At 53.5% G+C, this 24,927-nt stretch carries 24 protein-coding genes; 6 read left to right on the plus strand and 18 right to left on the minus strand.

Features of this window, described 5'->3' with window-relative positions; genetic code table 11:
• Positions 1–53: 53 nt before the first annotated feature.
• The 3 genes from OGX92_RS02055 to sra all read right to left on the minus strand — a co-directional run bounded on the left by OGX92_RS02055 (position 54) and on the right by sra (position 4,093).
• Positions 54–1,766 (minus strand): ABC-F family ATP-binding cassette domain-containing protein, encoded by a 1,713-nt coding sequence (locus OGX92_RS02055; RefSeq protein ID WP_286586186.1) that lies wholly within the window; start codon positions 1,764–1,766, stop codon positions 54–56.
• A gap of 309 nt (positions 1,767–2,075) precedes the next feature.
• Positions 2,076–3,773: a malate dehydrogenase gene (gene maeA, locus OGX92_RS02060; protein WP_003833011.1), complete on the minus strand. Its 1,698-nt coding sequence runs from the start codon at positions 3,771–3,773 to the stop codon at positions 2,076–2,078.
• A gap of 179 nt (positions 3,774–3,952) precedes the next feature.
• Positions 3,953–4,093 (minus strand): stationary-phase-induced ribosome-associated protein, encoded by a 141-nt coding sequence (sra, locus tag OGX92_RS02065; RefSeq protein ID WP_003833009.1) that lies wholly within the window; start codon positions 4,091–4,093, stop codon positions 3,953–3,955.
• Between the two features lie 227 nt (positions 4,094–4,320).
• Here sra and osmC point away from each other — a divergent pair, with 227 nt between their 5' ends.
• Complete coding sequence (osmC, locus tag OGX92_RS02070; protein WP_003833007.1) at positions 4,321–4,752, plus strand: peroxiredoxin OsmC; 432 nt, start codon at positions 4,321–4,323, stop codon at positions 4,750–4,752.
• An 84-nt stretch (positions 4,753–4,836) separates the two neighbouring features.
• Here the strand turns inward: osmC and OGX92_RS02075 are convergent, their stop codons facing one another.
• The 6 genes from OGX92_RS02075 to OGX92_RS02100 are packed head-to-tail and all read right to left on the minus strand — an operon-like array spanning position 4,837 to position 10,546.
• Positions 4,837–5,607: a 3-hydroxybutyrate dehydrogenase gene (locus OGX92_RS02075; protein WP_003833005.1), complete on the minus strand. Its 771-nt coding sequence runs from the start codon at positions 5,605–5,607 to the stop codon at positions 4,837–4,839.
• Between the two features lie 11 nt (positions 5,608–5,618).
• Positions 5,619–7,013, minus strand: a complete 1,395-nt coding sequence (locus OGX92_RS02080) for a GntP family permease (RefSeq protein ID WP_196776256.1) — start codon at positions 7,011–7,013, stop codon at positions 5,619–5,621.
• 37 nt (positions 7,014–7,050) lie between these two features.
• A complete protein-coding gene (locus OGX92_RS02085) occupies positions 7,051–7,974 on the minus strand; it encodes a 3-hydroxyacyl-CoA dehydrogenase family protein (protein ID WP_286586187.1) in 924 nt (307 codons plus the stop codon).
• Positions 7,967–9,169 (minus strand): acetyl-CoA C-acetyltransferase, encoded by a 1,203-nt coding sequence (locus tag OGX92_RS02090; RefSeq protein ID WP_126957191.1) that lies wholly within the window; start codon positions 9,167–9,169, stop codon positions 7,967–7,969. The genes OGX92_RS02085 and OGX92_RS02090 overlap by 8 nt, the downstream gene beginning before the upstream one ends.
• 10 nt (positions 9,170–9,179) lie before the next feature.
• On the minus strand, positions 9,180–9,836 hold the full coding sequence (locus OGX92_RS02095; protein ID WP_063941979.1) for a CoA transferase subunit B: 657 nt from the start codon (positions 9,834–9,836) through the stop codon (positions 9,180–9,182).
• Between the two features lie 2 nt (positions 9,837–9,838).
• Positions 9,839–10,546: a CoA transferase subunit A gene (locus tag OGX92_RS02100; RefSeq protein ID WP_003020020.1), complete on the minus strand. Its 708-nt coding sequence runs from the start codon at positions 10,544–10,546 to the stop codon at positions 9,839–9,841.
• A gap of 142 nt (positions 10,547–10,688) precedes the next feature.
• Here OGX92_RS02100 and OGX92_RS02105 point away from each other — a divergent pair, with 142 nt between their 5' ends.
• A complete protein-coding gene (locus tag OGX92_RS02105; protein ID WP_003020016.1) occupies positions 10,689–11,579 on the plus strand; it encodes a LysR family transcriptional regulator in 891 nt (296 codons plus the stop codon).
• Positions 11,580–11,598: 19 nt separating this feature from the next.
• Here OGX92_RS02105 and OGX92_RS02110 read toward each other — a convergent pair whose 3' ends face one another.
• Genes OGX92_RS02110 through OGX92_RS02140 form a run of 7 tightly spaced genes read right to left on the minus strand, consistent with a single transcriptional unit; the run spans position 11,599 to position 18,516 of the window.
• Positions 11,599–12,534 carry an ABC transporter ATP-binding protein gene (locus OGX92_RS02110; RefSeq protein WP_063941978.1) on the minus strand — a complete coding sequence of 312 codons (936 nt, stop codon included), beginning with the start codon at positions 12,532–12,534 and terminating at the stop codon, positions 11,599–11,601.
• Positions 12,527–13,513: an ABC transporter ATP-binding protein gene (locus OGX92_RS02115; RefSeq protein ID WP_286586188.1), complete on the minus strand. Its 987-nt coding sequence runs from the start codon at positions 13,511–13,513 to the stop codon at positions 12,527–12,529. Before OGX92_RS02115 ends, OGX92_RS02110 begins: the two co-directional genes overlap by 8 nt.
• Positions 13,510–14,406, minus strand: a complete 897-nt coding sequence (ddpC, locus tag OGX92_RS02120; protein WP_003832993.1) for a D,D-dipeptide ABC transporter permease — start codon at positions 14,404–14,406, stop codon at positions 13,510–13,512. Before ddpC ends, OGX92_RS02115 begins: the two co-directional genes overlap by 4 nt.
• Positions 14,403–15,425 carry an ABC transporter permease gene (locus OGX92_RS02125; protein ID WP_003020008.1) on the minus strand — a complete coding sequence of 341 codons (1,023 nt, stop codon included), beginning with the start codon at positions 15,423–15,425 and terminating at the stop codon, positions 14,403–14,405. The genes ddpC and OGX92_RS02125 overlap by 4 nt, the downstream gene beginning before the upstream one ends.
• A 44-nt stretch (positions 15,426–15,469) precedes the next feature.
• Positions 15,470–17,032 carry an ABC transporter substrate-binding protein gene (locus tag OGX92_RS02130; RefSeq protein ID WP_003832992.1) on the minus strand — a complete coding sequence of 521 codons (1,563 nt, stop codon included), beginning with the start codon at positions 17,030–17,032 and terminating at the stop codon, positions 15,470–15,472.
• Positions 17,033–17,047: 15 nt separating this feature from the next.
• Positions 17,048–17,635, minus strand: a complete 588-nt coding sequence (gene ddpX / locus OGX92_RS02135) for a D-alanyl-D-alanine dipeptidase (RefSeq protein WP_003832991.1) — start codon at positions 17,633–17,635, stop codon at positions 17,048–17,050.
• Between the two features lie 14 nt (positions 17,636–17,649).
• Positions 17,650–18,516: a MurR/RpiR family transcriptional regulator gene (locus OGX92_RS02140; RefSeq protein WP_003020002.1), complete on the minus strand. Its 867-nt coding sequence runs from the start codon at positions 18,514–18,516 to the stop codon at positions 17,650–17,652.
• A 401-nt stretch (positions 18,517–18,917) separates the two neighbouring features.
• On the opposite strand from OGX92_RS02140, the gene hdeB reads away from it, so the two are divergent.
• The 4 genes from hdeB (at position 18,918) to OGX92_RS02160 (ending at position 23,104) form a co-directional block, all read left to right on the plus strand.
• A complete protein-coding gene (gene hdeB / locus OGX92_RS02145; protein WP_003019999.1) occupies positions 18,918–19,247 on the plus strand; it encodes an acid-activated periplasmic chaperone HdeB in 330 nt (109 codons plus the stop codon).
• Between the two features lie 155 nt (positions 19,248–19,402).
• Positions 19,403–21,346, plus strand: a complete 1,944-nt coding sequence (locus OGX92_RS02150) for a methyl-accepting chemotaxis protein (RefSeq protein WP_286586189.1) — start codon at positions 19,403–19,405, stop codon at positions 21,344–21,346.
• A 179-nt stretch (positions 21,347–21,525) separates the two neighbouring features.
• Positions 21,526–21,840: a helix-turn-helix domain-containing protein gene (locus tag OGX92_RS02155; RefSeq protein WP_003832988.1), complete on the plus strand. Its 315-nt coding sequence runs from the start codon at positions 21,526–21,528 to the stop codon at positions 21,838–21,840.
• Positions 21,833–23,104 carry a type II toxin-antitoxin system HipA family toxin gene (locus OGX92_RS02160; RefSeq protein WP_286586190.1) on the plus strand — a complete coding sequence of 424 codons (1,272 nt, stop codon included), beginning with the start codon at positions 21,833–21,835 and terminating at the stop codon, positions 23,102–23,104. Before OGX92_RS02155 ends, OGX92_RS02160 begins: the two co-directional genes overlap by 8 nt.
• Positions 23,105–23,200: 96 nt before the next feature.
• Here OGX92_RS02160 and OGX92_RS02165 read toward each other — a convergent pair whose 3' ends face one another.
• Together OGX92_RS02165 and OGX92_RS02170 are read right to left on the minus strand one after the other, a co-directional pair.
• Complete coding sequence (locus OGX92_RS02165; RefSeq protein ID WP_286586191.1) at positions 23,201–24,568, minus strand: glycoside hydrolase family 10-like protein; 1,368 nt, start codon at positions 24,566–24,568, stop codon at positions 23,201–23,203.
• Between the two features lie 12 nt (positions 24,569–24,580).
• A complete protein-coding gene (locus OGX92_RS02170) occupies positions 24,581–24,868 on the minus strand; it encodes a VF530 family protein (RefSeq protein ID WP_032943454.1) in 288 nt (95 codons plus the stop codon).
• Positions 24,869–24,927 lie beyond the last annotated feature (59 nt).

Below are 24,927 nucleotides of genomic sequence, written 5' to 3' on the forward strand. Positions count from 1 at the left end.
TCCGGCCTACGTTTTTGTAGGCCCGGTAAGCGTCGCGCCACCGGGCGTTGCTATCAGAGTTTCGCCGTTATCTCCTCTATCTCCTTGCGCCATTGCGCCTGTAACAACGGTTTTTGATGTTTCGGCTTGCGGGCGAGATCGTCGGCCAGACGCTGCTCAAGATCGAGAAGTTGTTCCAGCAATCTATCGCTGTCACTGCTTATTTCAGTTTTCTCTACGACCACCGTTTTGGGAACGGTTATCTCCGCGGACGTTTCCCGAATACGCGCATTGACCGCCTCCAGATCGTGCCATTCACTGAGTTCGCCATTGTCGATTAACCAGAACCGATTACAGCTTTGGCTGATAAGCTGCCGGTCGTGACTGACCAGCAACACGCCGCCGTTATATCTTTGTAGCGTTTCTGCCAGCGCCTCTTTGCCTTCCATATCCAGATGGTTGGTCGGTTCATCAAGCATCAGCAGACTGTAGCGCGCAAGCGTCAGCCCAACAAACAGTAGCCGGGAGCGCTCACCGCCGCTTAATGTACTGACCCGCTGCGCATGACGAACCCACGGAAATCCCGCGCTAATCAGCGCCATCTTGCGAATCTCTGGCTGCGGGGCAAACGCTTCCAGCGCGTCAAACAATGAATCGTTATCGGCAAGCTGATGCAGCGTCTGATCGTAATAACCCAGCGTAACGCGCGGGTGTAACACCAGTGAAGTTGATGCTATCTGTGCCTGGAACTGTTGCCAGATAAGCCTTAACAGCGATGATTTCCCGCAACCGTTACGCCCGACAATCGCCACGCGATCGCCGCTTTTTAACCGGATACCGGCAATGGAAAACAGTGTATCTGCACCAGGAGCAGGGGCTACAGACAGATTGGTCATCTCCAGCAAACGATCTGCACGCAGGGCATCACCCTGCAATGTTAGTGTCCACTGACTTCCTGACGTCACTTCTGTTTGTACCTCTTTCAGGCGCTGTACCTGTTTTTCCATCTGCTTGGCCTTGCGGGAGAGATCTTCGTTGTCGTAGACCCGCCCCCAGGTTGCCAGCCGTTTGGCGCTGGCAGTCACCCGGTCTATTTCTTTTTGCTCAGCCTTGTGGCGCAGAGCATCGCTGACATCTCTTTCTGCCAGAGCCTGACGCGCTGCACTACAGGGTAGATCAAACGCATGGAGGGTGCGATCGCGCAAGATCCAGGTTCCGTGAGTCACCGCATCCAGCAGTTGCGGGTCGTGGGAGACCACCACAAAACTGCCAGACCAGTTCTGTAAGAACTGCTCAAGCCACAGTAATGTAGGCAAATCCAGGTGGTTACCCGGCTCATCCAGCAGCAGCAGGTCAGGATTACGCATCAGTGCCCGCGCTAATAGCAAGCGCGTGTGCTGGCCACCGCTCAACGTTTGCGCTGTAAGAGATAAATTCTCTGGCGTAAAACCCATTTCGGCAAGCAGTGCTTCAACTCGCCACTGCTGAGCTGCGCGTTCATGCTCGGGAAGTTGAGCGAGAACGGCTTCCTGCAGCGTAAGAGGCAGTATATCGTCAGGTAGATGTTGTTCTACACGCGCGAGATGGCAGTGATTCGCCTGCGCGATTGCCCCACTGGTGGGCGAGATCGTGCCATCGAGCAGTTTTAACAGCGTGCTTTTGCCGCAGCCGTTGTAACCGATAAGCCCGATGCGGTCGCCTTTTTTCAGGGTAAAGGAAAGATCGTCGAATAGCGTGCCGAATGCCGTATCAACGTGTAAGGATTGTGCGGTTAGTAATGTGCTCATTGTTGCTTACTCAAGAGTTACAGGCGTAAAAACGCCTCGTCAAACATCGCTGACGATAACCCGGTAAGCCCGAGAGAAGGGGATTTAGAAGTTAGCTTCGCTCAAGCAGAAGTTATCGCAGCACGATACCGATAACGCTTGAGCACTGGCGATCGCCAAAAGCATGTGAAACGATAAAACGTTCACAGTACAGCATAAGTATCCTCCTTTTGTTTTTCAGAATGTTAATCGGTGGTGAAAGTGTAATCGTAAGTTGCGCAAAAGCGCAAGTGTTGAACGCCCGGCAGCAGTTTGCCGCCGGGCAAAGCGTCAGATAGAGGTACGACGGTAGTCGCGATATTCTGCTTGCCAGAAATTATCGTCAATCGCCTGTTGCAGCGCTTCGGCGGAGGTTTTCACTGCCACACCTTGCTGCTGAGCCATTTTACCGACGGCAAAGGCAATGGCGCGAGAAACGGTCTGAATATCTTTCAGTTCCGGTAGCACCAGGCCTTCGCCGTTGAGCACCAACGGTGAATACTGTGCCAGCGTTTCACTCGCCGACATCAGCATTTCATCAGTGATGCGCGACGCGCCAGACGCAATCACACCCAGACCAATACCCGGGAAGATATAGGCGTTGTTACACTGGGCGATTGGGTAAATTTTATCTTTCCACAGTACCGGTGCGAACGGACTACCGGTCGCAACCAGCGCGTTACCTTCGGTCCAGGCGATAATATCCTGTGGCGTAGCTTCAACACGGGAAGTGGGGTTAGACAACGGCATGACGATCGGACGCGGACAATGCTTGTGCATTTCGCGGATGATCTCTTCGGTAAACAGGCCGGTTTGTCCGGAAACGCCGATCAGGATGTCAGGTTTAACGTTGCGGACCACGTCGAGCAACGACAGCACATCTTCTTGTGTATCCCAGTGCTGGAGATTTTCGCGTTTTTGCACCAGTTTGGTCTGGAAGGAGAGCAGGTTCGGCATTTTGTCTGTTAACAGGCCGAAGCGATCGACCATGAATACGCGTTGACGCGCCGCTTCTTCGCTTAAACCTTCACGCTGGATCTGCGCAATGATCTGCTCGGCAATCCCGCAACCGGCGGAACCCGCACCGAGGAAGACGATGTTCTGTTCGCTCAACTGGCTACCGGCCGCGCGGCTAGCCGCAATCAGCGTACCGACGGTAACCGCCGCGGTGCCCTGAATATCGTCGTTAAACGAGCAAATTTCATCACGATAACGGGTCAGCAGCGGCATGGCGTTTTTCTGGGCGAAATCTTCAAACTGCAACAGCACGTCCGGCCAGCGATGCTTCACGGCCTGGATGAATTCATCAACGAATTCGTAGTATTCATCATCAGTGATACGCGGATTGCGCCAGCCCATATACAGCGGATCGTTCAGCAGTTGCTGGTTGTTGGTCCCCACGTCCAGTACCACCGGAAGAGTATAGGCCGGGCTAATTCCGCCACATGCGGTATACAGCGACAGTTTACCGATTGGAATGCCCATCCCGCCGATCCCCTGATCGCCAAGACCTAAAATACGTTCGCCATCGGTGACAACGATGACCTTGATGTTGTGGTTAGGGACGTTTTGCAGGATATCGTCCATATTGTGGCGGTTCTGATAAGAGATAAACACGCCGCGCGCACGACGATAAATCTCAGAGAAACGCTCACAGGCCGCGCCGACCGTTGGGGTATAGATAACTGGCATCATCTCATCCAGGTGATTATGCACCAGTCGGTAAAACAGGGTTTCGTTGGTGTCCTGGATGTTGCGCAGGTAAATATGTTTGTCGATTTCGGTTTTGAATCCCTGATATTGGATCCAGGCGCGTTCAGCCTGTTCCTCAATCGTCTCGACCACTTCCGGCAGTAACCCCAGCAGGTTGAAGTTACGGCGTTCTTCCACACTGAAGGCGCTCCCTTTATTCAGTAAAGGGAATTCCAGCAGTACCGGGCCAGCGTAGGGGATGTAAAGGGAACGCAGTTTTTTGGTTTCGTTTTCCATGTCACTCACTCTTTTTTGAATAACCGTCCCTGGCGCTCTTTATGATCGTATGTAGCCTGTCCGCCAGGGAAACGGGCGAAGTATAAAGCATTGTGAATGGGTTAAGGGGTTTTATAAGCAAAAACACCACTGCGGTTGCAATGGTGTTTATCTCGTTACTCAGTCAGACGTGCGAAAGGCTACTTGCCGTCAGTGCGGCGCTTTCTTCCAGTAGGATTATTGACCACGTTGGTTTTGTCACCTTCGGTCACGATTTTACGTTGATTTGAGATTTTGTGGTCCAGTCCGAGAATATGACGGGCCTGACGGTTCGATTTCATTCTAACTCCTTAATCCTGTTACTGGTTTCAAGGGCGAGCCCGTATGAGAACGGACGAAATACAACCTGATATAAAGCCGATGTTCAACATAACGGCTTTCTGGATGGTCGGTCATTTTATCTGAAAGGTCAATGCTTAAGCGGCAAATGAGAACTATCCCGTATGTAACATGCTTTTTCCCGGGCGTCCTATACTAGTAACTCCGACGACAACACAGGAGAGCGGTAATGACTATCCATAAGAAAGGTCAGGCACACTGGGAAGGCGACATTAAGCGCGGCAAAGGCACTGTGTCGACCGAAAGTGGCGTGTTGAATCAGCAACCGTATGGGTTTAATACACGGTTTGAAGGTGAGAAAGGCACCAATCCTGAAGAATTGATTGGCGCGGCCCATGCAGCCTGTTTCTCGATGGCGCTTTCGCTGATGCTGGGCGAAGCGGGGTTTACCCCAGATGCCATTGATACCACTGCCGATGTTTCTCTGGATAAAGTAGATGCCGGGTTTGCGATCACTAAAGTCGCGTTGCATAGCCAGGTGAGCGTGCCGGGGATAGACGCCGCCACGTTTGACGGCATCATCCAGAAAGCAAAAGCCGGATGCCCGGTATCGCAGGTACTGAACGCGGAAATTACGCTGGATTATCAGCTGAAGTCTTAATCGTGACGTGCCGGATGCGACTGCGTCTTATCCGGCCTACGACTGTGCCGGATGTAAGTCAGTCTTATCCGGCACCTGATGATGTTATTGCGCTACCCAACCGCCATCCATATTCCACGCCACGCCACGCACCTGCGCCGCACCGTCTGAACACAGAAATAGTGCCAGCTCACCTAACTGTTCCGGCGTGACGAATTCGCGCGACGGCTGCTTTTCCGACAGCAGGGCGTCACGCGCAGCCTCAGGCTCTGCGCCTTCGGCAATACGCTTATCGATCTGTTGCTGAACCAGCGGCGTGAGCACCCAGCCGGGACACAGCGCATTGCAGGTTACCCCCGTCTGCGCGGTTTCCAGCGCAATGGTCTTGGTGAATCCCACCACGCCGTGCTTCGCCGCTACGTAGGCAGATTTCTCTTTTGAAGCCACCAGGCCGTGAACAGAAGCGATATTAATGATGCGCCCCCAGTTTCGCGCGCGCATACCAGGAAGCGCCAGACGCGTGGTGTGAAAAACGGAAGAGAGATTAATGGCGATAATCGCGTTCCATTTATCAACCGGGAAGGTTTCCACCGGGGATACATGCTGGATCCCCGCGTTGTTGACCAGAATATCAACACCGCCGAATTCGCTCTCGGCATAGCGCATCATGTCGGCAATTTGCGCTTCATCGCTCAGATCCGCGCCATGATAGCCTGGTGTTTTGCCATATTGCGCAACAGCGTCTTTGGCGGCATCCACATCACCAAACCCGTTAAGGATCAGGGTAGCGCCCGCTTGCGCCAGCACCTGTGCGATACCTAATCCGATACCGCTGGTCGAGCCGGTAACCAGAGCGGTTTTTCCCGTTAAGTTCATGATGATTCTCCTTAAACAATTCCGGTAGTGTAGAAGACGCCGATGACAAACAGTACGGCCAGACTTTTAATGACGGTAATAGCGAAAATTCCGCCATACGCCTGACGATGGCTGAGACCGGTGATAGCCAATAAGGTAATGACCGCGCCGTTATGCGGCAGGGTGTCCATACCGCCGCTGGCCATAGACGCCACGCGGTGGAAGACTTCAAGTGGGATATTGGCAGCGTGAGCGGCCGCGATAAAGGTGTCAGACATGGCGGCAAGGGCAATACTCATCCCGCCAGACGCCGAACCGGTGATCCCGGCGAGAGTAGTGATACTGATAGCTTCATTGAGCAGCGGGTCAGGAATAGCCGCCAGTGCTTTTGACAGTACAAGGAAACCTGGCAGGGCGGCGATCACTGCGCCAAAACCGTACTCTGACGCGGTGTTCATCGCCGCGAGGATCGCGCCGCCAACCGCCGTTCTGCTGCCTTCCGCCAGGCGACCTTTTATGTTGCGGTAGCCGAAGAGCACCACCAGCAGGATCCCAGAAATCAGCGCCGCTTCCACTGCCCAGATAGCGGTGATTTTACCGACTTCGGTGGTAATCGGCTTGGCAAGGCCCGGAAGTTCAAGCTGATGCGTGGCGCCATACCATTGTGGGATCCAGCGAGTAAACAGCAGGTTAAATACCCCAACCAGGATCAGCGGAGAGATCGCGATGATCGGGTTCGGCAGATTAATGTTATCCGGCGTTTCCGGCTCGTTTAACAGTTCAGTGCCATAACCCTCATTCTTAGCCTGTGCTTTACGACGCTGACGTTCGAGATAAACCAGACCAACAACGATGATAAATACGGAACCTATCAAACCCAGCCACGGCGCGGCCCAGGCGTTGGTACCGAAGAAACTGGTCGGAATAATGTTCTGGATCTGCGGTGTGCCTGGCAGGGCATCCATGGTGAAGGAGAAGGCACCCAGCGCAACGGTTGCCGGGATCAGGCGTTTAGGAATATTGCTCTGACGGAACAGTTCAGCCGCGAACGGATACACCGCAAAGGCCACCACAAACAGCGATACGCCGCCGTAGGTCAACAGCGCACATACCAGCACAATCACCGGGATGGCATGACGACGACCGAGGATGTTGATAGCGGCGGCAACAATGGAACGTGAAAATCCAGATAACTCGATTAACTTGCCAAACACTGCCCCCAGCAGGAACACCGGGAAGTACAGCTTCACAAAACCGACCATTTTTTCCATAAACAGGCCGGTGAAGGCAGGGCCGACGGCGCTGGGTTCGGTAAGCAATACAGCACCTAATGCCGCGATGGGGGCAAACAGAATGACGCTGTATCCGCGATAGGCTGCCAGCATCAGCAGACCCAGCGCTGCCAGGGCGATTAATACACTCATCATGACTCCTTATTATTATATTGGGGTACAGAAAGAGACGTTATGGTTTCAGGGCAAAACGCAGCTGATGCTCTCTGCGTTGCTGGATGTACTCCTTGCGCGAACCATCCCAGCGATAAAATCCCTGACCGCTGCGTAAACCGGTATCACCGTTGGCAACCTTGTCAGCGACCAGCGACATCATGTCGCTGCCGGTTGCCAGTTCCGGAAGCAGATGCCGACAAATGTCCTGCACCGTAGAAAGCCCGGTCATATCAGCAGCCTCCAGCGGACCGACCATTGCATAGCGACGTCCGAGCGAGGCGCGCATCACCTGATCAACCACTTCTGCGCTGGCGATGCCGCTTTTAACGATATGTAGCGCTTCGCGTAGCAGGGCAAACTGTAGTCGGTTGCCGACAAACCCTGGGGCAGCGCGGTCGAGCACCACCGCCTCAAGTTGCATCGCGATCAGCATTTGTTGTAATTCATGGAGATATTTCGGCTTCGTTGCGGTGCCAGGTACAATTTCGACCAGCGGAATAAAATGAGGCGGGTGCCAGAAATGGGCTATCAGCAACCGTTCAGGATGGGCGAGCTTTTCCGCCAGTGCATCCGGCGGCAGGCCGCTGGTGTTACTGGCAATAACGGCCTCCGGCGCGATCAGCTCTTCCAGTTGGGCATACAGTGCATATTTGAGTTCGAGCCGCTCCGGGATCGCTTCAATCAGTAACCGGCATGCGGCAATATCCTGTAGCGAGGTCGTGCCGTGCAGGCGAGACACGACCGTCGTTTTTTCACCAATGGCAAATTGGTCGGTGGCTATCAGCTCATCCAGGATACCGCCGGCAACTCCGCTTATTTCTGCAATTCGGCTGCTATCGGTATCGTATAACCAGACATCGTGACCATAACGGGCGAAGTGGGTAGCAATGCCGACGCCCATTAAACCCGCCCCCAGGACGCAGATAGGTTTACTATGCATGAGATACCTCCTGTGAACGCTCTACTGCCAGCGCCACACCTTGACCGCCGCCCACGCACAACGTAGCCAGCCCTTTTGCGGCGTTGCTGCGAGCCATTTCGTGCAGCAGTGTTACCAGAATCCGGCAACCTGATGCGCCAATCGGGTGCCCTAGAGCAATTGCGCCGCCGTTCACGTTCACCCGGTTGCTGTCCCAGTTCAGGGATTCGCCAACCGCCAGCGCTTGTGCGGCAAATGCTTCGTTGGCTTCGATAAGATCCACGTCATTCAGCGTCCAGCCAGCACGTTTCAGGCACTGGAGTGATGCTTCTACCGGCCCAATCCCCATAATGGCGGGATCGACGCCAGAAACCGCGTAGCCTGCCACCCGGGCAAGCACCGGCAAATTGAGTTCTGCGGCTTTGGCTGCGCTCATCAACATCACCGCGGCGGCACCATCATTGATGGATGAGGCATTTCCGGCGGTCACCGTACCGTTACCTGGACGAAATGCTGGTTTAAGTTGCGCCAGCTTGTCGGCCTGAGTATCCGGGCGAGGCTGTTCGTCACGATCCACCACACGTGGCGGTTTTTTGCCCTGCGGGACGCTAACCGGCGTGATTTCCGCGCTAAAACGACCCGCTTCAATGGCGGCGGCGGCTTTTTGCTGGGAGCGCAGGGCAAAAGCATCCTGCTGCTCACGGCTGATAACAAACTTATCCGCCAGATTTTCGGCAGTAATTCCCATGTGATAGTCGTTGAACGCATCCCACAGACCGTCATGCACCACGCTGTCTTTCATGCTGGCATGACCCAACCGCAGACCGGCCCGCGCCCCGTCGAGAAAATAGGGCGCATTACTCATGCTCTCCTGGCCTCCGGCAATCACGATTTGCGCATCGCCACAGCGAATCGCCTGTACCGCCTGATGCACCGCCTTCAGACCCGAACCACACACCAGATTAATGGTTAGCGCGGGCGTGGTGACTGGCAGACCTGCGCGTAACGCCGTTTGTCTGGCCGGATTCTGACCGCAGCCCGCGGCCAGAACCTGACCTAAGATCACCTCATCAATTTGCTCGGGTTCCACAGCCGTTTTTTCCAGCAGCGAACGGATCACCACTGAACCAAGCTCAACCGCGGAAAGTGGTGCCAGCGCGCCATGAAAACTGCCAATCGGGGTGCGCGTTGCCGCGACAATGACAACATCCTGCATGGTCAGCTCCTCAGCTAAATTGCATTTCTGGGACATTTTCGGGAACGATGAGATTACCGGCGGTTCTGGCGACAATCTCATCCACGCTGATGCCCGGTGCACGTTCACGCAGAATGAATGCACCGTTGGCAATTTCCAGCAGAGCCAGGTCGGTAAGCACGCGTTTGATGCAGGCCACGCCGGTCAGCGGCAGGGTGCAGGCGGGAAGCAGTTTCGACTCACCGCTTTTGGAAGCATGGGTCATTACCACGATGATATTGTCGGCTCCGGCAACCAGGTCCATCGCGCCGCCCATGCCTTTCACCATTTTTCCGGGGATCATCCAAGAGGCGATATTGCCGTTAACATCGACTTCAAACGCACCGAGCACCGTCAGATCAACGTGGCCGCCGCGGATCATGGCGAAGGATTGCGCTGAGTCGAAAATCGCCGCGCCTTTGCGCGCCGTCACGGTCTGTTTCCCGGCGTTGATCATGTCGGCATCAATTTCGTCTTCTGTGGGAAACGGGCCCATACCCAGCAAACCGTTTTCTGATTGCAGCATCACGTCCATGCCATCAGGGATGTAATTTGCCACCAGCGTGGGAATACCGATCCCAAGGTTGACGTAATAACCGTCGCGCAGCTCGCGGGCGACGCGCATCGCCATTTGTTCACGCGTTAACATGGTCAGGCTCCTTTCTGGCGCAGGGTGCGTTGTTCAATACGTTTTTCAAACTGCCCCTGAATAATGCGGTTAACGAAAATTCCGGGAGTGTGAATCGCCGCAGGGTCCAGTTCTCCGGGAGGGACAATCTCTTCAACTTCCACGACGGTAATGCGCCCGGCGGCGGCCATCAGCGGATTAAAGTTCTGTGCGGTGTGGCGATAGATGACGTTGCCGTACCAGTCGGCTTTCCAGCCTTTAACCAATGCAAAATCGCCGGTTATCGCCTGCTCAAGAATGTAAGGGCGTCCGGCAAACTCGCGAACCTCTTTACCTTCCGCCACGGGAGTTCCATATCCGGTCGCGGTAAAAAATGCAGGGATCCCCGCGCCGCCCGCGCGCAACTGCTCTGCCAGCGTACCCTGCGGCGTCAGGATGGCTTCCAGTTCGCCGCTAAGCACCTGTTTCTCAAACAGGGCGTTTTCCCCTACATAGGACGCGACCACTTTGCGCACCTGACGCGTTTCCAGCAGCACGCCAAGACCAAAGCCATCCACACCACAGTTGTTAGACACAACGGTAAGTCCCTGAACCTCCCGACGGCGGACTTCGGTAATCAGGTTTTCAGGGATCCCACATAAACCAAAACCGCCCGCCAGCAGCGTCATGTTGTCGGTCAGTCCTTCCAGCGCCTCTTGATAAGTGGCAACACGTTTATCCAGTCCAGCCATACACTTGCCTCCCAAGTTGTCCTTGCCGACATCATTGGGGGTGAAAAATGATTTGTTAATTTTAAATTTGTGACTCACTCATTGGGTTTTTTTATCAATTTAATGTTAATTAAAGGTATTCAACAAGTTAAAGGAATGCGAAATGGGAATGAGCATCAAACAGTTACGCGCGTTTTTAGCGGTAGCTCACACTCTGAATTTTGCTCATGCCAGCGAAAGACTGAATATGTCGCAACCCGCGTTAAGCCTGGCGATTAAAGGACTGGAGGATTCGCTGGGTGGGGCGTTACTGTTAAGAACGACCCGCAAAGTGACCCTGACGCAGGAGGGAGAAACGCTGCTGAATATGGGGCGACAGCTGCTGGCGGACTGGGAGAATACGGAAGAAGCCATGCGCCAGCGCTTTACGCTGCAGCGCGGTAAAATATCGATCGCCGCCATGCCCTCATTTGCCGCTAACGTCCTGCCATCGGTACTGAAAACATTTCGTGATTCTTATTCCGGTATCAACGTAACGGTTCATGATGTGATCAATGAACACGTGATTGAAATGGTCAGTGAAGGGCGGGTCGAGATGGGCATAGCCTTCGAGCCGGACTATTCGGGACATCTGCATTTCACGCCGCTCGGTGTGGATCGTTTTATCGCGATTGTGCCGCCAACCTGTCGACTGGCAGACAGGGATCGTATTGCGTGGCGCGAACTGCTGACGCTGGATTTTATCACCCTGCAACGCCCGTCCGCCGTGCGGCTGATGCTGGAAGAACAATTGGTGCAAAGCGGACATACTCTGGAAGTAGCGCTGGAGAGCCATCAGCTGGTGACCGTTGGCCGCCTGGTGGCTAACGGTCTGGGCGGTAGCGCCGTACCTGCACTATGCCGCACGCAAATGACAGAGTTAGGCGCAACCTGTATCGATCTGGATACGCCGGTGATCCAGCGTCGGATCGGGGTTTTGCGTTCGGCGCATCATAAATTATCTACCGCTTCCGAGGTGCTGGTGGATTCACTGAAAAAGGCGTATCGCACCTGACTTTTCTCAACGGCTCTGGTCATGTAACCGCCCGCCAGCAGCGAACGTCACAGCCGGTATCACTCTTCAGCAATGCCTGTTTTTTCTCACAACCGTGGGTTGCCAATGGACATCTGTCACGGAAAAAGCAGCCCTGGGGCAACGTTCGGTTTCCCGGTAGCTCAGTCTTACGTAACACCAAATCTTCCGCCAGCGGTGCGCCCGTTTTAGGGACCGAGTCCAGCAATAATCGTGTGTACGGATGGGCGGGGTGAGTGAGAACCTGTTGGGCATCGCCCAGCTCAACAATTTGCCCGAGATACATCACCGCCACACGGTCGCTCATATGGCGGACCACCGACACGTTATGCGATATCAATACGTAGGTCAGGTTTCTACGCGCCTGTAGCGACACCAGCAGGTTGAGAATTTGCGCCTGCACGGAGATATCCAGTGCTGAAGTTGGCTCATCAAGGACGATAACATCCGGCTCTGACGATAGCGCCCGGGCAATAGCAATACGTTGGCGCTGTCCACCGGAAAACGCGTGCGGCAAGCGGTCGAGATATTCAGGACGAATCCCCACCTGCCGTGCCAAATCCTCGGCAAGCATGCGTCGTTCACGCTCCGGGCTCCGTTTTTGGATCCACACCGGTTCGGTAATTATCCGCCACACCGGTAAGCGCGGATCCAGCGATGAAAGAGGGTCCTGAAAGACCATTTGCATACCGTTATGCTGTTTTTCACCACGGCGAGAATAGCTTCCCTGGCTGGGTTTCAACATGCCCATCAGCAGTTGCGCCAGCGTACTTTTTCCACAGCCGGATTCGCCAACAATCCCCAGCGTTTCACCCTGGCGAATCTGTAAATCCAGACCGTTGAGCGCATGCACCCGTTCCGTAACCTTGCCAAGCCAGTTTTTACGCGCAGGAAAGTTGACATGAACATCCTGCAGCGTCAGTAAAAAATCAGACATGTGTTGTCTCCAGTTGCGGATACCAGCAGGCAGATTGTTGATCCGCGCCTCCCTGACTACTTAACGCAGGCATCTCTTCACAACGAGGACCAGCGGCAAAGCAGCGTTCGCGAAACGCGCATCCGGCAGGTAAGCAGGTTAGGTTCGGCACGGTGCCGGGAATGGCGGGCAGCAATGCGCGCGGTTCGCCGTGTTCCGGTGCACATTTCAGCAAGCCAATGGAATAGGGGTGCGTCGGACGTTGAATAACGGTTTGCGTCGGGCCACTCTCAATCACGCTCCCGGCATACATGACATACAACCGGTCGCATAACTGTGAAACCACCGCCATATCATGGCTGATAAATAACACCGCTGTTCCGCTGGCGCGCGCTTTTAACTTCAGCAAACGCAGCACCTGCAGTTGCACCGTGACGTCCAGAGCAGTGGTCGGTTCATCGGCAATGATAAGCTCCGGCTCGCACGAAAAGGCCAGCGCAATCATCACGCGTTGGCGCATACCGCCGGAAAGCTCAAACGGAAATCGTTTCATGACCTCCGGCGCGTCCGGGATTTGCATCTCTTCGAGTAGAGCAACAGCTTTCTGGCGGGCATCCGTTCGGCTTAACGCCTGATGATGGCGGATCACCTCCACCATTTGCTGGCCGATACGGCGGGTCGGATTCAGTGCCGTCATGGGCTCCTGAAAGATCATCGCGACGCGTGCGCCGCGCCATTGGCGCATTTGTTTCTCACTGGCGTTGAGCACATCTTCACCCAGCAGCGAAACGCGTCCCTGGCGAATACGATAGCTTCCCTCCGGTAGCAGACGCATGGTGAGCATGGCGGTCACGGACTTACCGGAACCGGATTCACCCACCACACCAACAATTTCTCCGCGGTTGATGTGCAGTGATACATGGTTCAGCGCATGCACGTCAGCTTTATAGCCGGGGAAACTCAGATGCAAATCTTCGATTTCCAGTACGGGTTGTGTCATGACTGTTTTCCTCCGGCTTTCGGATCCAGCAGATCGCGAATACCATCGCCAAAGAGATTAAAGCCCACGGCGGTAATCAGAATGGCGGCGCCGGGAAAAGCACAATACCACCACTGATCAAGCACGTAATTGCGGCCAATTGCGACCATCGCACCCCATTCAGCGCTGGGCTGCTGTGCGCCCAGACCGATAAACCCGAGCGTGGCGGCCATCAGGATCGCACTGCCGATATCCAGTGATGCCTGCACAATGAGCGGCGGCAGAGAATTGCGTAAAATGTGCCAGCTAATCAGATGCCAGCGTGAAGCGCCGTAGGTCCGGGCAGCCTGTACATAAGTAAACTGGCGCACCACTAACGTCTGGCCACGGGCGAGGCGTACATAGAAAGGGATACGGACGATTGCAATCGCCAGCATGGCGTTAAACAGGCTGGGGCCCAGCGCGGCGGCCAACGCCATCGTCAGCACCAGCGAAGGGATGGACAGCATAATGTCCATCATCCGCATAATTATCGCGTCGGCACGTCCGCCCATGACACCCGATAAGCAACCCAGCAGTGAGCCCAATCCCCCGGCGATACCCACTACCACCAGACCCGCAACGACAGATTGCTGACTTCCTACCAGGACGCGGCTGAACAGATCGCGACCGACTTCATCGGTTCCAAACCAGTGAGCGGCTGACGGGGGCAGCAGGCGCGCACTCAAATTGATGGCATTCGGATCGTGGGGTGTTATCCACGGCGACAGCACCATCAGCAGCAGTATCAATACGATAATGACCCCGCCAACCAGCGTCAGCGGGCTACTTTTCATCATCCAGAACAGTTTGGCCCAGTCCGTGCGGCGGCGTGCAGTCTGAGGGGCGGTCGGTGTTTCTTGAGTGAGCATCATTCAGCACCTCCACGTCCAATTCGAGGGTCTACCCACAGATAGAGTAAATCCACCACCAGGTTGACCAGCACATAGGCAAACGAGACCACCACCGCAAATCCCATTACCGCCGGGAAGTCGAGTGCCTGAATTGAGGTCACCACCCAGGCGCCCATGCCAGGCCAGGCAAAGACCGTTTCGGTCAATACCGCACCGTAGAGCAGATCGCCTAGCGCCAGGCCGAGGACGGTGATTGATGGGATAAGTGCGTTAGGCAATGCATAGCACAGCACGATGTACCAGCCCGGGAGCCCGCTGGCGCGGGCGGTACGTATGTAATCTTCACTCAGTTGCTCCAGCATGGCGGAACGAATCTGACGGGCAACGATCCCAAGATGTACAAAAGCCAATGTCAGTGATGGCAAAATCAGGTGCTGAAGCGCATTGAAAAAGACTTCGCCGTTGCCTTCCAGCAGAGCATCAATCAGGTAGAAACCGGTGACGTGAGCAGGTGGATCCAGCCAGTCGTCTAAACGCCCACCGCCTGGTAAAATTTGCAGATGACCGTAAAACAGCACGATAACCCCCAGCCCCAGCCAGAATGCAGGCGTGGAGATACCGGTAATTGCCATTAGCCGAACAAGGTGATCAAGCCAGCGGTTACGCCAGACCGCAGATAAAATACCCAGCGGGATACCTATCACCAGCGCCAGCAACAAAGAACAGAAAGCCAATTCAAGGGTCGCGGGGAAGAAAATGCGCAGCTCATCCAGTACCGGACGCCCGGTGCGAATGGAGGTGCCTAAATCGCCGTGAAAAATATCGCTGACATAGCGAAAAAACTGGACATACAGCGGTTGATTCAGCCCCAGCTGTTGGCGAATATTTTCGACAATTTCATCGCTGGCACGGTCACCCGCCAGCAGCCGCGCGGGGTCGCCAGGTATCAGGTGTGAAATAATAAAGGTGATTACGCAAACACCGATAACCACCAGAATAAGTCCCCAGCATCGCTGGCGTAAAATACTCCAGAACGTCATTAGCTTCCCCTTGCGGAGCCAGAACGGCTCCGCATAAACGTGGCTTATTTACTCATGGTGGAGATATTGAAGACCTGTTCCAGCATGGGGTTGAATACAAATCCTTTGACGTCTTTGTTCATCGCCAGCTGATAGTTTTTCTGGAATAAATAGACGTAGGCTGCTTCATCAATCACGATGGTTTGAGCCTGCTGGTAGTCATTGGTTCTGGCCACCTGATCGGTCGTGGCCAGCGCGCTGCGCAGCAGTTTATCGACCTCACCGTTTTCATAGAACGAACGGTTACCCGGCAAGCCTTTCTTATCTGACTCAAACCAGTAGTTCATAAACATGTACGGGTCGGCAAAATCCGGACTCCAGTTGCCAATGGCAATGTCGTAATCGCCTTTGCCCACGCGGTCACGCATGGTGGCGTTTGCCAGTTTTTCCAGTTTCACCTTAATACCCAGTTTGCCAAGGCTTGCCTGGGTGGCGAGCGCGATAGGTTCCCAGTTAGGGTCATTATCGGAGTACAGGAAGCTCAGGCTTTCAGGTTTGGTGGCAACTTTGTCCCACGCGGCTTTGGCTTTGGCTTCATCGAAACTGTACTGCATGGCTTTATCGTCAAAACCCCACATGCCTTCAGGGATCGGGCCACGCATTTGCTTTCCGTTGCCGCTCAGGATCCCGTTGACCATGCCCTTATAATCGGTGGCCCACGAGATGGCGCGGCGTAAATCCACCTGATTAAGCGGGGCCTTACTGTTGTTGAGATACAGATAGGTCACGCGCAATGAGGGATAATCCGCCACGTTCACTTTGCCTTCCTGTTTTAAAGCGGCAAGCTGGTCAACAGGAAGCGCATCGGCAATGTCGATATCGCCACGTGACAGTTGCAGGCGACGGGAGGCGCTTTCACCAATGATTTTGACTGAGACACGCTTAAATGTCGGTTTCGCCCCAGCATAATGCGGATTCGGCACCAGTACCAGTTGTTGTCCCTTTTGCCAGCTCTTCAGCATAAAGGGACCAGAGCCTGCCGTGTTCTGCGCGAGGAATCCGCGGGCATCGTCTGCGGCATGCTCTTTTAAGATGGCCGGGTTAATGATTGAGGCACCGTCATTTGCCAGCGTATACAGAAACGGGGCAAACGGCTGGCTGAGGGTAAATTTCACCGTATTGTTATCAATGACGTCGACCTTCAGATCTTTTGGGAAAGCCTCCGCAGGTCCCTGACCAATTTTGAGCAAACGTTCAAAGGATTGCTTTACCGCATCTGCCGTTACCGGCGTTCCGTCGGCGAATTTGGCATCGTTTTTCAGGGTAAACGTCCACTCTTTCTGATCGTCAGAGGCTTTCCAGCCGCTGGCTAAATCACCTTCAACTTCCGTGGAGCCTTTGCCACCATCGGTTTTGTATTGAACCAACCGCTGGTAGGAGGGATAGGTGACTGTCCAGTCATTGTTATCGATGGTCACGGCGGGGTCGAGCGTCTGCGGATCGGCGGCTTTACCAATCACTAACATATCTTTGGGAACGGCAGCCTGAGCGGCGGGCAGGGCAAATGCTAACGCAACGGCTATCAGAGCGGGGCGGAAAAACGCGTTTAACGCAGGTGTAGTCTTCATAACCAGGCTCCAGAATTAAAGGGGATGTTGTGTTGTTATAGGCGTGACAGTGTAACAATCTATTTGATCGTCAAGCAGCGGATAGCGAGCGGCATCAGGTAATTCAAAATGCCACCATTCACTGTTAATACCGACAAAACCACCGCCAAACATAATGGCATTGAGCAGCAGGCGGTTACGCTGCGCTGCCGGAGGTACAGACGGATGCCAGGCATGGGAACGGTCGTGCATTTCATCAAAACCGGCCCCCATATCAAGGAGATGGCCGCGATCGTCCATCAACGTGACGTCAATGGCCGTTCCGCGACTGTGATTGGAACCAATTGCGACATCGACAACATACTGCGGGTCGGGACAGGCATTCCACAGTATCGCCTGCGCCTGCTGGGGGCGATACGCGTCGTACACCACAAGCTGCAGGCCGGCCAGTTGCGCAATGCTGATGCTTTTAGCCAGCGCGGTTACCGCCTCAGTGTGCAACAGACAACGCGCTTCCCGGTAGATAGGTGCGCCGGTAATGTTGTCGGCAGTAGCGTATTTAAGATCGATATGCAGCGACGGAAATATCACCGACAGATCGACCAGTTCTGGGAGTTCTGACATAGCACGTTTCCTGTTTATTGTTCGAATTGACCAAATTGTTGTTGTAACTGGCGATTGGTTTGCAGGCGTCCTGCGAGGGCGTCACCCAGTTGCGCCACCACCGCAGAAAGTAATAAGTTGAACAGACAGCTCACCGGTGCCAGTGAGTCCCAGAAATGCCCGGTGTCAGTTTTTACCTGTAGTAAATCAATGGAATAATCCCTGGCCCATGGGCACCACACATCGGTAATTAGCGCCAGCGGAATGCAGCGCTCTGTGGCGACACGGCAATATTGTCGCGAAATAGCGGAGTAGGCGCGCATATCGGTAATAACCACGTAAGGCTGGCTGAATCCCGAGTTCAGCGACTCTACCCAACTGCCGGAAAGGCCTTCGGAGTAGCTGACTTTAGGTCGCAGGTATTCCAGGTGACTAAAAAAGGCGTTGGCGATCCCGCGGGTGGACTGGATCCCGAGGATGTACACGGCTTCCGCATGCGCCAGTTGCTGTGCAATGCGTAAAAACGTTTCGCCTTGTGCGAGCTGGTAGACGTGGGTAATAGCGTCGATCTCCAGCAACAGCGACTGATGCGCCCGATCCGGCAGGCTTTGTTGCTGGTGCCAGGAGTCCAGTCGTTCGTTCATTCCCCAGGGCTGATAGGGAACAACGGGAAGCTCACGCAGACTGGCTTTTGCATCCTCCAGGTTACGAAAGCCCAGTTTACGCAGATAACGTCCGACGGTAATGCCGCTGGTGCCGGTTGCTTTGGCGATGCCATCTGCGGTTTCAAATGGGATCTGCACAGCATGGGCTAACAGCCACCCGGCCACGCGCTTTTCGCTGGGCGTCAGCTGGCTAAAGGTTTGCTCTATGCGGGTAAATAACTCTGGTTTGGCTGTCATTACCTTCTCGCTGTTAGTTGCCTGTCAGATACCGTATTCCTGTTAGCGAATTAACAATGCAGGACGCATGCCATGTGCGTAACAGCGGCACGTCGGCTGTTTTTGTTAAAAATAAACCGATATTCATTAACCAATGATCAACATTTGTGCAGCGTAGTTCAGTTTTGGTGCAACGGCAGAGGAAGAGGGGTATGAATCTGCTGATTTCGTCGGAACGATCACATTGTGGGCAACATTTACCCCTCAGACATAAGAATCAGTAATGGGAAATATAAATTTCAGCCATATCAATAACAGTAATCTTTATTCTTATGATGGTAGGGGTATTATTTTTCGCGAGCTACATTAACGGTGTTAAGCGCAAGTGTAGATATTATTTATATTATAAATGGAGTACTACAATGAATAAATTCTCCCTTTCTACAGCAGGTATTCTGGTCGCAGCGCTGTTAACCAGTGTCAGCGTCAATGCAGCAACAGATAACGCTAAAACTGAAGTGACTCCAAAAGGCATGAACTGCCAGGAGTTTATTGATTTAAACCCACAAACTATGGCTCCAGTGGCCTTCTGGGTGCTCAATGAAGACGAAGACTTCAAAGGTGGTGACTACGTCGACTATAACGAAACCGTTACGACTGCAGTTCCTCTGACCGTTGAACTTTGCAAGAAACATCCGCAGAGTGAATTAAGTAAAATAAAAGACGAAATCAAAAAAGAATTATCCAAATAAGATTTAACTGTTATTAAAGCCCAGCCAAAGTGCTGGGTTTTGTTATTTGTGACACTGTCACTAATTTGTTTTGCAATACTTAAGAAAACTTTATAAAGATATAAACGCCTGTGCCGATACTGGATAAAAGTTAGCCTTTTGCAGAAGGAGTTTGTATGGCCTGGTATCCTACTCGTATTTCAACGCGTTTAACCATCGGCGGCATTCTGCTGCTTGCAGTAACGAGCCTTGTTATCGTGGTGATTATGCTCTGGCGCGGTCAGCCGCGCGTCGTTGAAATCAACACCGCTCTGATCGAAGAAACAGGGCAAGGTTTAACCCGTCAGTTGAGTACCGTATTGTCCCGAATTGAAGGTGAGACCGTCAGCCTGTCGCGACTGGCTGAAGTGTTGCCTAACGATGAATCACTGTACCAAAGCGTTGTTCCGCATCTTATTGGTGAAGGTAAAGACTCGATTATTACCGGCGGCGGCATCTGGCCAGAACCAGACGCCTTCACCGCAGGTGTGGAGAAAAGAAGCTTTTTCTGGGCGCGTAATGCTGAAGGAAAGCTGGTGTATTCCAATGATTATAACGTCGAAGGATCGAGTGGATACCACAATGAAAGCTGGTATCAACTGGCCAAAGGCCATTCACAAAACAGCTGTTTATGGTCTGACGTTTACCAGGATGCCAGTTCAGGCGTCAACATGGTGACATGCAGCGTGCCTTATCAACAGGCGGGCAAGTTTGCCGGTGTCGCTACCACCGATATCCGTCTGGATAACGTCGCCACTTTTATGCAGCAGCAGGGAAACAGCACCGGTGGTTACGCGTTTGTGGTAGACAAGCAGGGACAAATTCTCTATTTCCCGCAGGCCGACCTGGCAAAATATAAAACCATTAACGATTTGGCGCAAAGCGCGCAGTGGCTTATCCCGGTGCAAAACGGTCTGAAATCCTTGCGCCCGGCGGATGGAGTGAAGACGATTACGCTTGCGAACGACAACGTGTTGAATACGCCATCCCGGGTAATGCTGTTCCCGATGGCGGATACCGGCTGGGTCGTGGGGCTGGTGACACCTGAATCACGCATCGTCGGTCTCGCCAAAGTGATGATGCAGGATGTTCTGGAAGTATTGATCCCTGTCATGACGCTGTTGCTGGTGGGATCATGGCTGGTGGTTCGCCGACTGATTTCGCGTCTCGATGATACTCGCCAGGCACTTGATGATATTGCGCAGGGCGAAGGCGATCTTACCCGTCGTCTGGATGTTCGTGGCAAAGACGAGATTTCAGCTATCGCCGAGGCGTTTAACCTGTTCGTCGATAAAATCTCGGCCATCCTGATCACCGTCAGAAGCAGTAGCACAGTGGTAGCGAATAACGCCGTTAGCCTGGCTGACAGTAATATGGAGCTTTCATCTCGCGTCACGCAGCAGGCCGCTGCGCTGGAAGAGAGTTCGGCGGCGATGGAACAGTTAAATGCGACCGTTCATCAAAACGCCAGTAATACACAACTGGCGGATGAGCTATCCGATAGCACCGCGCAAACGGCCAACCGCTGCGGCGATGTGATGCAGGGCGTGATCTCAACAATGGATAACGTCAGCGCCTCATCCGGCAGAATGGTGGAAATTGTCGCGGTCATCGACAGCATTGCATTCCAGACCAATATTCTCGCCCTGAATGCCGCGGTTGAAGCCGCCAGAGCGGGGGATGCTGGCAGAGGGTTTGCCGTCGTGGCCTCCGAAGTGCGCACGCTGGCTCAGCGCAGTGCCACCGCCGCCCAGGAAATTAAAACGTTGATTGATGAATCTGTTTCTCATGTAGGTAGCGGAAGTCAGCAAATCCACACTGCCGGCGAACGTCTGGGAGAACTGGTCAGCAATGTGCGTCAGGTGCGCCAGTTGATGGGGGAAATACGCGTTGCGGGTGAAGAACAACGTAAGGGCGTTTCCGAAGTTACGCTGGCCGTTACCGAGATGGACAGCACCGTTCAGCAAAACGCCTCATTAATTGATGATGCCGCAGCACGGACGCAGGCGCTGAAAGAGGAGGCGGAACAACTGGCAATGCTGGTTTCGTCATTCAGACTACCTGAGCCTTCCGTTGCCTGATAACGGCATCATTTCCGGGTGCAGACCTTGTGCCCGGATAACTCCAGTATAATGTCCCTTAAGCAAGATTTTCCGGTTTAACTCCTTTTTATTGTGTCTTATAAGACTTTGAATCATTCCCCACTTAACTCTATAATATTGGGTGTAAAGTCGTTTTTATCCCAATAAGAGCCAATATTATGGATTTAACGCTAAATACTGCAGCCGATATCGTCAAACTACTTTGCGACAGATTGCGTAAAGAACGACTCGCCCGGCAAATGACGCAGGCTGATGTTGCCGCGCGTTCAGGGGTCGGTGTGAATACCGTTTCAAATCTGGAAACAGGTAAGAATGTAGGATTTGAGAATCTGGTCAAAGTCGCAATGGTGTTAGGCTATGGCGATGCACTGGAGGGGTTATTCAAACCCAGGATTGATAGTCTGGATGATATTTTGCGTTACGAAAAGAGCGCAACGCGCCAGCGGATCAAAAGGAAAAAACCTGATGCCTGAACAAGTTGATGTCTTCTATGAAGGTTGGGGTGAAAAATGGCTGTGGGGAAAACTGGTGTCTTCCACAGCCCTGACCGGACGTCCGTTGATCGCCTTTGAGTACAGTGAAGACGCCTTACGTAGGGGCCTGGAGCTGTCCCGTCTGATGTTACCGCTGAACGGTCCCCGTTTGCGCAGGGATTTCCCGGCTCATCAGTTGGGATTACCCGGACCGGTTTATGATTCGCTACCTGACGGCTGGGGCATGCTGTTGATGGACCGACTATTTAAACGCCGCGGACTCAACGCAGCACGCATAGGTCCATTAGAGCGTTTAACCTGGGTCGGCAACAACGCGATGGGCGCCATGACATTCCAGCCCGTTCAGTCAGATGTCGAGATGCTGTCAAAAGAGAATGTTCCTCTCGAACAACTGGCCGCTGAGGTTCAGGAAGTCCTGAGCGGCGAAGGCGGGGAATTTTTGCACAAACTGCTCCAGATGGGCGGTTCGCCACAAGGAGCAAGGCCTAAGGCGCTACTTTATCGTGACACTGTCACGTCTAAATTCACCACGGTGCCGCAACCCGGGAGCGAAAGCTGGCTGATTAAATTTCCCGCCAGGCATGAGCATGCTGAGGTATGTGCCATCGAAGCGGTTTATGCTGAATGCTTGCGCCAATGTGGGATCACCACGCCTGATACGGCATATTTCAATCTACCCGGCGGACAGGCGGCATTTGCCACTCGCCGTTTCGACCGTGACCAGTCGACACGAATTCCTATGCAGAGCCTGGCTGCACTTACCGGGGCAAATTACCAGATACCCGGCGCTTTAGACTACCGGGATTTTCTGCGCGCCACGCAGATTTGTACCAATGATGTCAGAGAAAAGGCAAAAGCGTTCGAACGCGTGGTTTTCAACGTGGCTTTTAACAACCGCGATGATCATCCGAAGAATTTTGCCTATTTAATGTCAGCCGATGGAAACTGGACTCTGGCTCCGGCTTACGACGTCACCTGGTGCGAAGGGCCAGGTGGGTATCACCAAATGGACGTGCTGGGAGAGGCGCTGGATATCGAAAGAAAGCACCTTCAGTCGCTTGGCGTTCAGGAAGCTGAGTTATCTGCTGACCATGTGAACGGCATAATCGAAAAAGTCTGTCACTTTGCCACGGCATTGAGCGCTATCGCCAGGGACAAATACCACGATCAGATAACGCAATCCACGCTGAAGACGATTCAGAAACAAATTAATGATAATGTCCGCCGGCTAATGTCCCGGTGACGCAGATACGGCCGCAACACTTCCCGGAAAATTAAAGCTGAGCGGGGCAAGGTTTCCCCGCTACATTTCCTCGCTAAACTGACCAGAGGACAACCATTAACGTCCCCAACGATTGCGAATATAGGTCACAGCTTCCTGCGTTTGCGGTTGATTAAGATAATCTTCGCGAAACAGGATCGTGCCGTTGATGTACGGTTCGGATTCGTTTAAATCGAGCTGCTTTTTCAGTTCCGGCACACCGCCTTTTACCGTCCAGTCCGGCTCTTTTCTCGATGGTTCACCGACTTTATACAGCGCTACACCAATGTAGAGGCGAGTGTTGGTTGATTTCACGACATCTGCCCACCATTTTGCCAGTACATCGTAACGCGCTGCGTCACGGGCAAAAGGCCAGTAGAGTTGCGGTGCAATGTAATCCAGCAAACCTAGTTGCACCCAACGGCGCGTGTCTGCATACGACTCATCATACGCTGCCGCGCCGCGCGTGTCGGAGCCCGCTGGATCGTGCGAACGGTTGCGCCACACGCCCGCAGGACTAACGCCAAACTCGACTTCAGGCTTGAGTTTCTTGATGGTCCGCGATACCTGGGCAATCAACCTTTGCGTGTTATCGCGCCGCCAGTCAGCTTTGGAAGCGAACCCCTGACCGTATCTTCTGAAGGTCTGGCTGTCATTGAGCGCAGAGCCGGGAGACTCGGTATAGAAGTAATCATCAAACTGCACGCCGTCAACCGGGTAATTCTCAACCACTTCCGCCACGATGCTGGTGATCCAGTCGCGCACGTCGGGAATACCGGGGTCTAACACAAAACGCTCGCCCGCAGTGCGGATCCAGTCCCGATGCAGGACGTATACGCTGGACGGCGTCTGTGACAGCGTGCTGTTTAATTCAGTAACCGTCGAAGGTTTGGTGTTTACGGACACGCGATAGGGGTTAAGCCAGGCATGAACTTTCATTCCGCGCTTATGCGCTTCATCGAGCATAAACTGCAGCGGATCGTAACCCGGATCCTGGCCAATCGTGCCGGTCAGGGTATCTGACCACGGTAGAATTTTTGACTTCCACAATGCGGTCCCATCGGGCTTAACCTGGAAAAAAACGGTGTTAATACCAAGCCGTTTCAGGTTGTCCAGCTTATCCGTCAGCGCTTTTTGCTGCAGGCTGATGCGTACGGCAGGCGAACTGATGTTCACGGATGAAATCGGCGGCCAGTCAAGACGTGAAACCGTCGCCAGCCAGATCCCGCGCACTGGCTCCTTGCTCTGCTGGGGTTTGCTCACCGGAGGTAGCGGAGTGGTCTTGTAACCGGGTGGTTGTGAAGAACAGCTGCCAAGTAACAACATACTGCCCACAAGTACAGCAAACCATTTCATGTTGGTCAGCGGTAGTCTGGCACGAGAACGGGCGAGAATCTTCGCCAGTTTTTTCTGATGATTTCCTGAAAAGAAACCGGATGCTGCCATCTGATTTTGCTCTTATTTCTTTTTATTGCGGCTGTTAGCCCAGGGATCGAAGGCCGGTTCGGGGGTGTTGTTTGAGGCCAGGTCATGCAGCGAATCAAGGTACAGCGCTTCAACTTCTGCCCGCGCCCACGGCGTACGGCGCAGAAACTTCAGACTGGATTTAACGCTCGGTTCATTTTTAAAGCAGTTGATATTAATGCGTTGCGCCAGTTCAGCCCAACCATAACGTTCAACCAGGGCATTGACCTGCATTTCAAGCGTTACGCCATGTAAAGGGTCTTTAGAAATATGAGCATTCATATGAAGTCCAGTTCAGTGGTTCCAGTTTTGTCAGTAGTGTGACGGGAAGAAGGTTACAA

The sequence above is a fragment of the Citrobacter sp. Cpo089 genome (assembly GCF_030332695.1).
Taxonomy (GTDB): Bacteria; Pseudomonadota; Gammaproteobacteria; order Enterobacterales; family Enterobacteriaceae; genus Citrobacter; species Citrobacter portucalensis.

Bases quoted from the DNA above. Each gene is read 5' to 3' on its own strand.
- OGX92_RS02055 (WP_286586186.1), bottom strand. From the start codon at position 1,766: ATGAGCACATTACTAACCGCACAATCCTTACACGTTGATACGGCATTC.
- maeA (WP_003833011.1), bottom strand. From the start codon at position 3,773: ATGGAAAACGAAACCAAAAAACTGCGTTCCCTTTACATCCCCTACGCT.
- sra (WP_003833009.1), bottom strand. From the start codon at position 4,093: ATGAAATCGAACCGTCAGGCCCGTCATATTCTCGGACTGGACCACAAA.
- osmC (WP_003833007.1), top strand. From the start codon at position 4,321: ATGACTATCCATAAGAAAGGTCAGGCACACTGGGAAGGCGACATTAAG.
- OGX92_RS02075 (WP_003833005.1), bottom strand. From the start codon at position 5,607: ATGAACTTAACGGGAAAAACCGCTCTGGTTACCGGCTCGACCAGCGGT.
- OGX92_RS02080 (WP_196776256.1), bottom strand. From the start codon at position 7,013: ATGATGAGTGTATTAATCGCCCTGGCAGCGCTGGGTCTGCTGATGCTG.
- OGX92_RS02085 (WP_286586187.1), bottom strand. From the start codon at position 7,974: ATGCATAGTAAACCTATCTGCGTCCTGGGGGCGGGTTTAATGGGCGTC.
- OGX92_RS02090 (WP_126957191.1), bottom strand. From the start codon at position 9,169: ATGCAGGATGTTGTCATTGTCGCGGCAACGCGCACCCCGATTGGCAGT.
- OGX92_RS02095 (WP_063941979.1), bottom strand. From the start codon at position 9,836: ATGTTAACGCGTGAACAAATGGCGATGCGCGTCGCCCGCGAGCTGCGC.
- OGX92_RS02100 (WP_003020020.1), bottom strand. From the start codon at position 10,546: ATGGCTGGACTGGATAAACGTGTTGCCACTTATCAAGAGGCGCTGGAA.
- OGX92_RS02105 (WP_003020016.1), top strand. From the start codon at position 10,689: ATGGGAATGAGCATCAAACAGTTACGCGCGTTTTTAGCGGTAGCTCAC.
- OGX92_RS02110 (WP_063941978.1), bottom strand. From the start codon at position 12,534: ATGTCTGATTTTTTACTGACGCTGCAGGATGTTCATGTCAACTTTCCT.
- OGX92_RS02115 (WP_286586188.1), bottom strand. From the start codon at position 13,513: ATGACACAACCCGTACTGGAAATCGAAGATTTGCATCTGAGTTTCCCC.
- ddpC (WP_003832993.1), bottom strand. From the start codon at position 14,406: ATGATGCTCACTCAAGAAACACCGACCGCCCCTCAGACTGCACGCCGC.
- OGX92_RS02125 (WP_003020008.1), bottom strand. From the start codon at position 15,425: ATGACGTTCTGGAGTATTTTACGCCAGCGATGCTGGGGACTTATTCTG.
- OGX92_RS02130 (WP_003832992.1), bottom strand. From the start codon at position 17,032: ATGAAGACTACACCTGCGTTAAACGCGTTTTTCCGCCCCGCTCTGATA.
- ddpX (WP_003832991.1), bottom strand. From the start codon at position 17,635: ATGTCAGAACTCCCAGAACTGGTCGATCTGTCGGTGATATTTCCGTCG.
- OGX92_RS02140 (WP_003020002.1), bottom strand. From the start codon at position 18,516: ATGACAGCCAAACCAGAGTTATTTACCCGCATAGAGCAAACCTTTAGC.
- hdeB (WP_003019999.1), top strand. From the start codon at position 18,918: ATGAATAAATTCTCCCTTTCTACAGCAGGTATTCTGGTCGCAGCGCTG.
- OGX92_RS02150 (WP_286586189.1), top strand. From the start codon at position 19,403: ATGGCCTGGTATCCTACTCGTATTTCAACGCGTTTAACCATCGGCGGC.
- OGX92_RS02155 (WP_003832988.1), top strand. From the start codon at position 21,526: ATGGATTTAACGCTAAATACTGCAGCCGATATCGTCAAACTACTTTGC.
- OGX92_RS02160 (WP_286586190.1), top strand. From the start codon at position 21,833: ATGCCTGAACAAGTTGATGTCTTCTATGAAGGTTGGGGTGAAAAATGG.
- OGX92_RS02165 (WP_286586191.1), bottom strand. From the start codon at position 24,568: ATGGCAGCATCCGGTTTCTTTTCAGGAAATCATCAGAAAAAACTGGCG.
- OGX92_RS02170 (WP_032943454.1), bottom strand. From the start codon at position 24,868: ATGAATGCTCATATTTCTAAAGACCCTTTACATGGCGTAACGCTTGAA.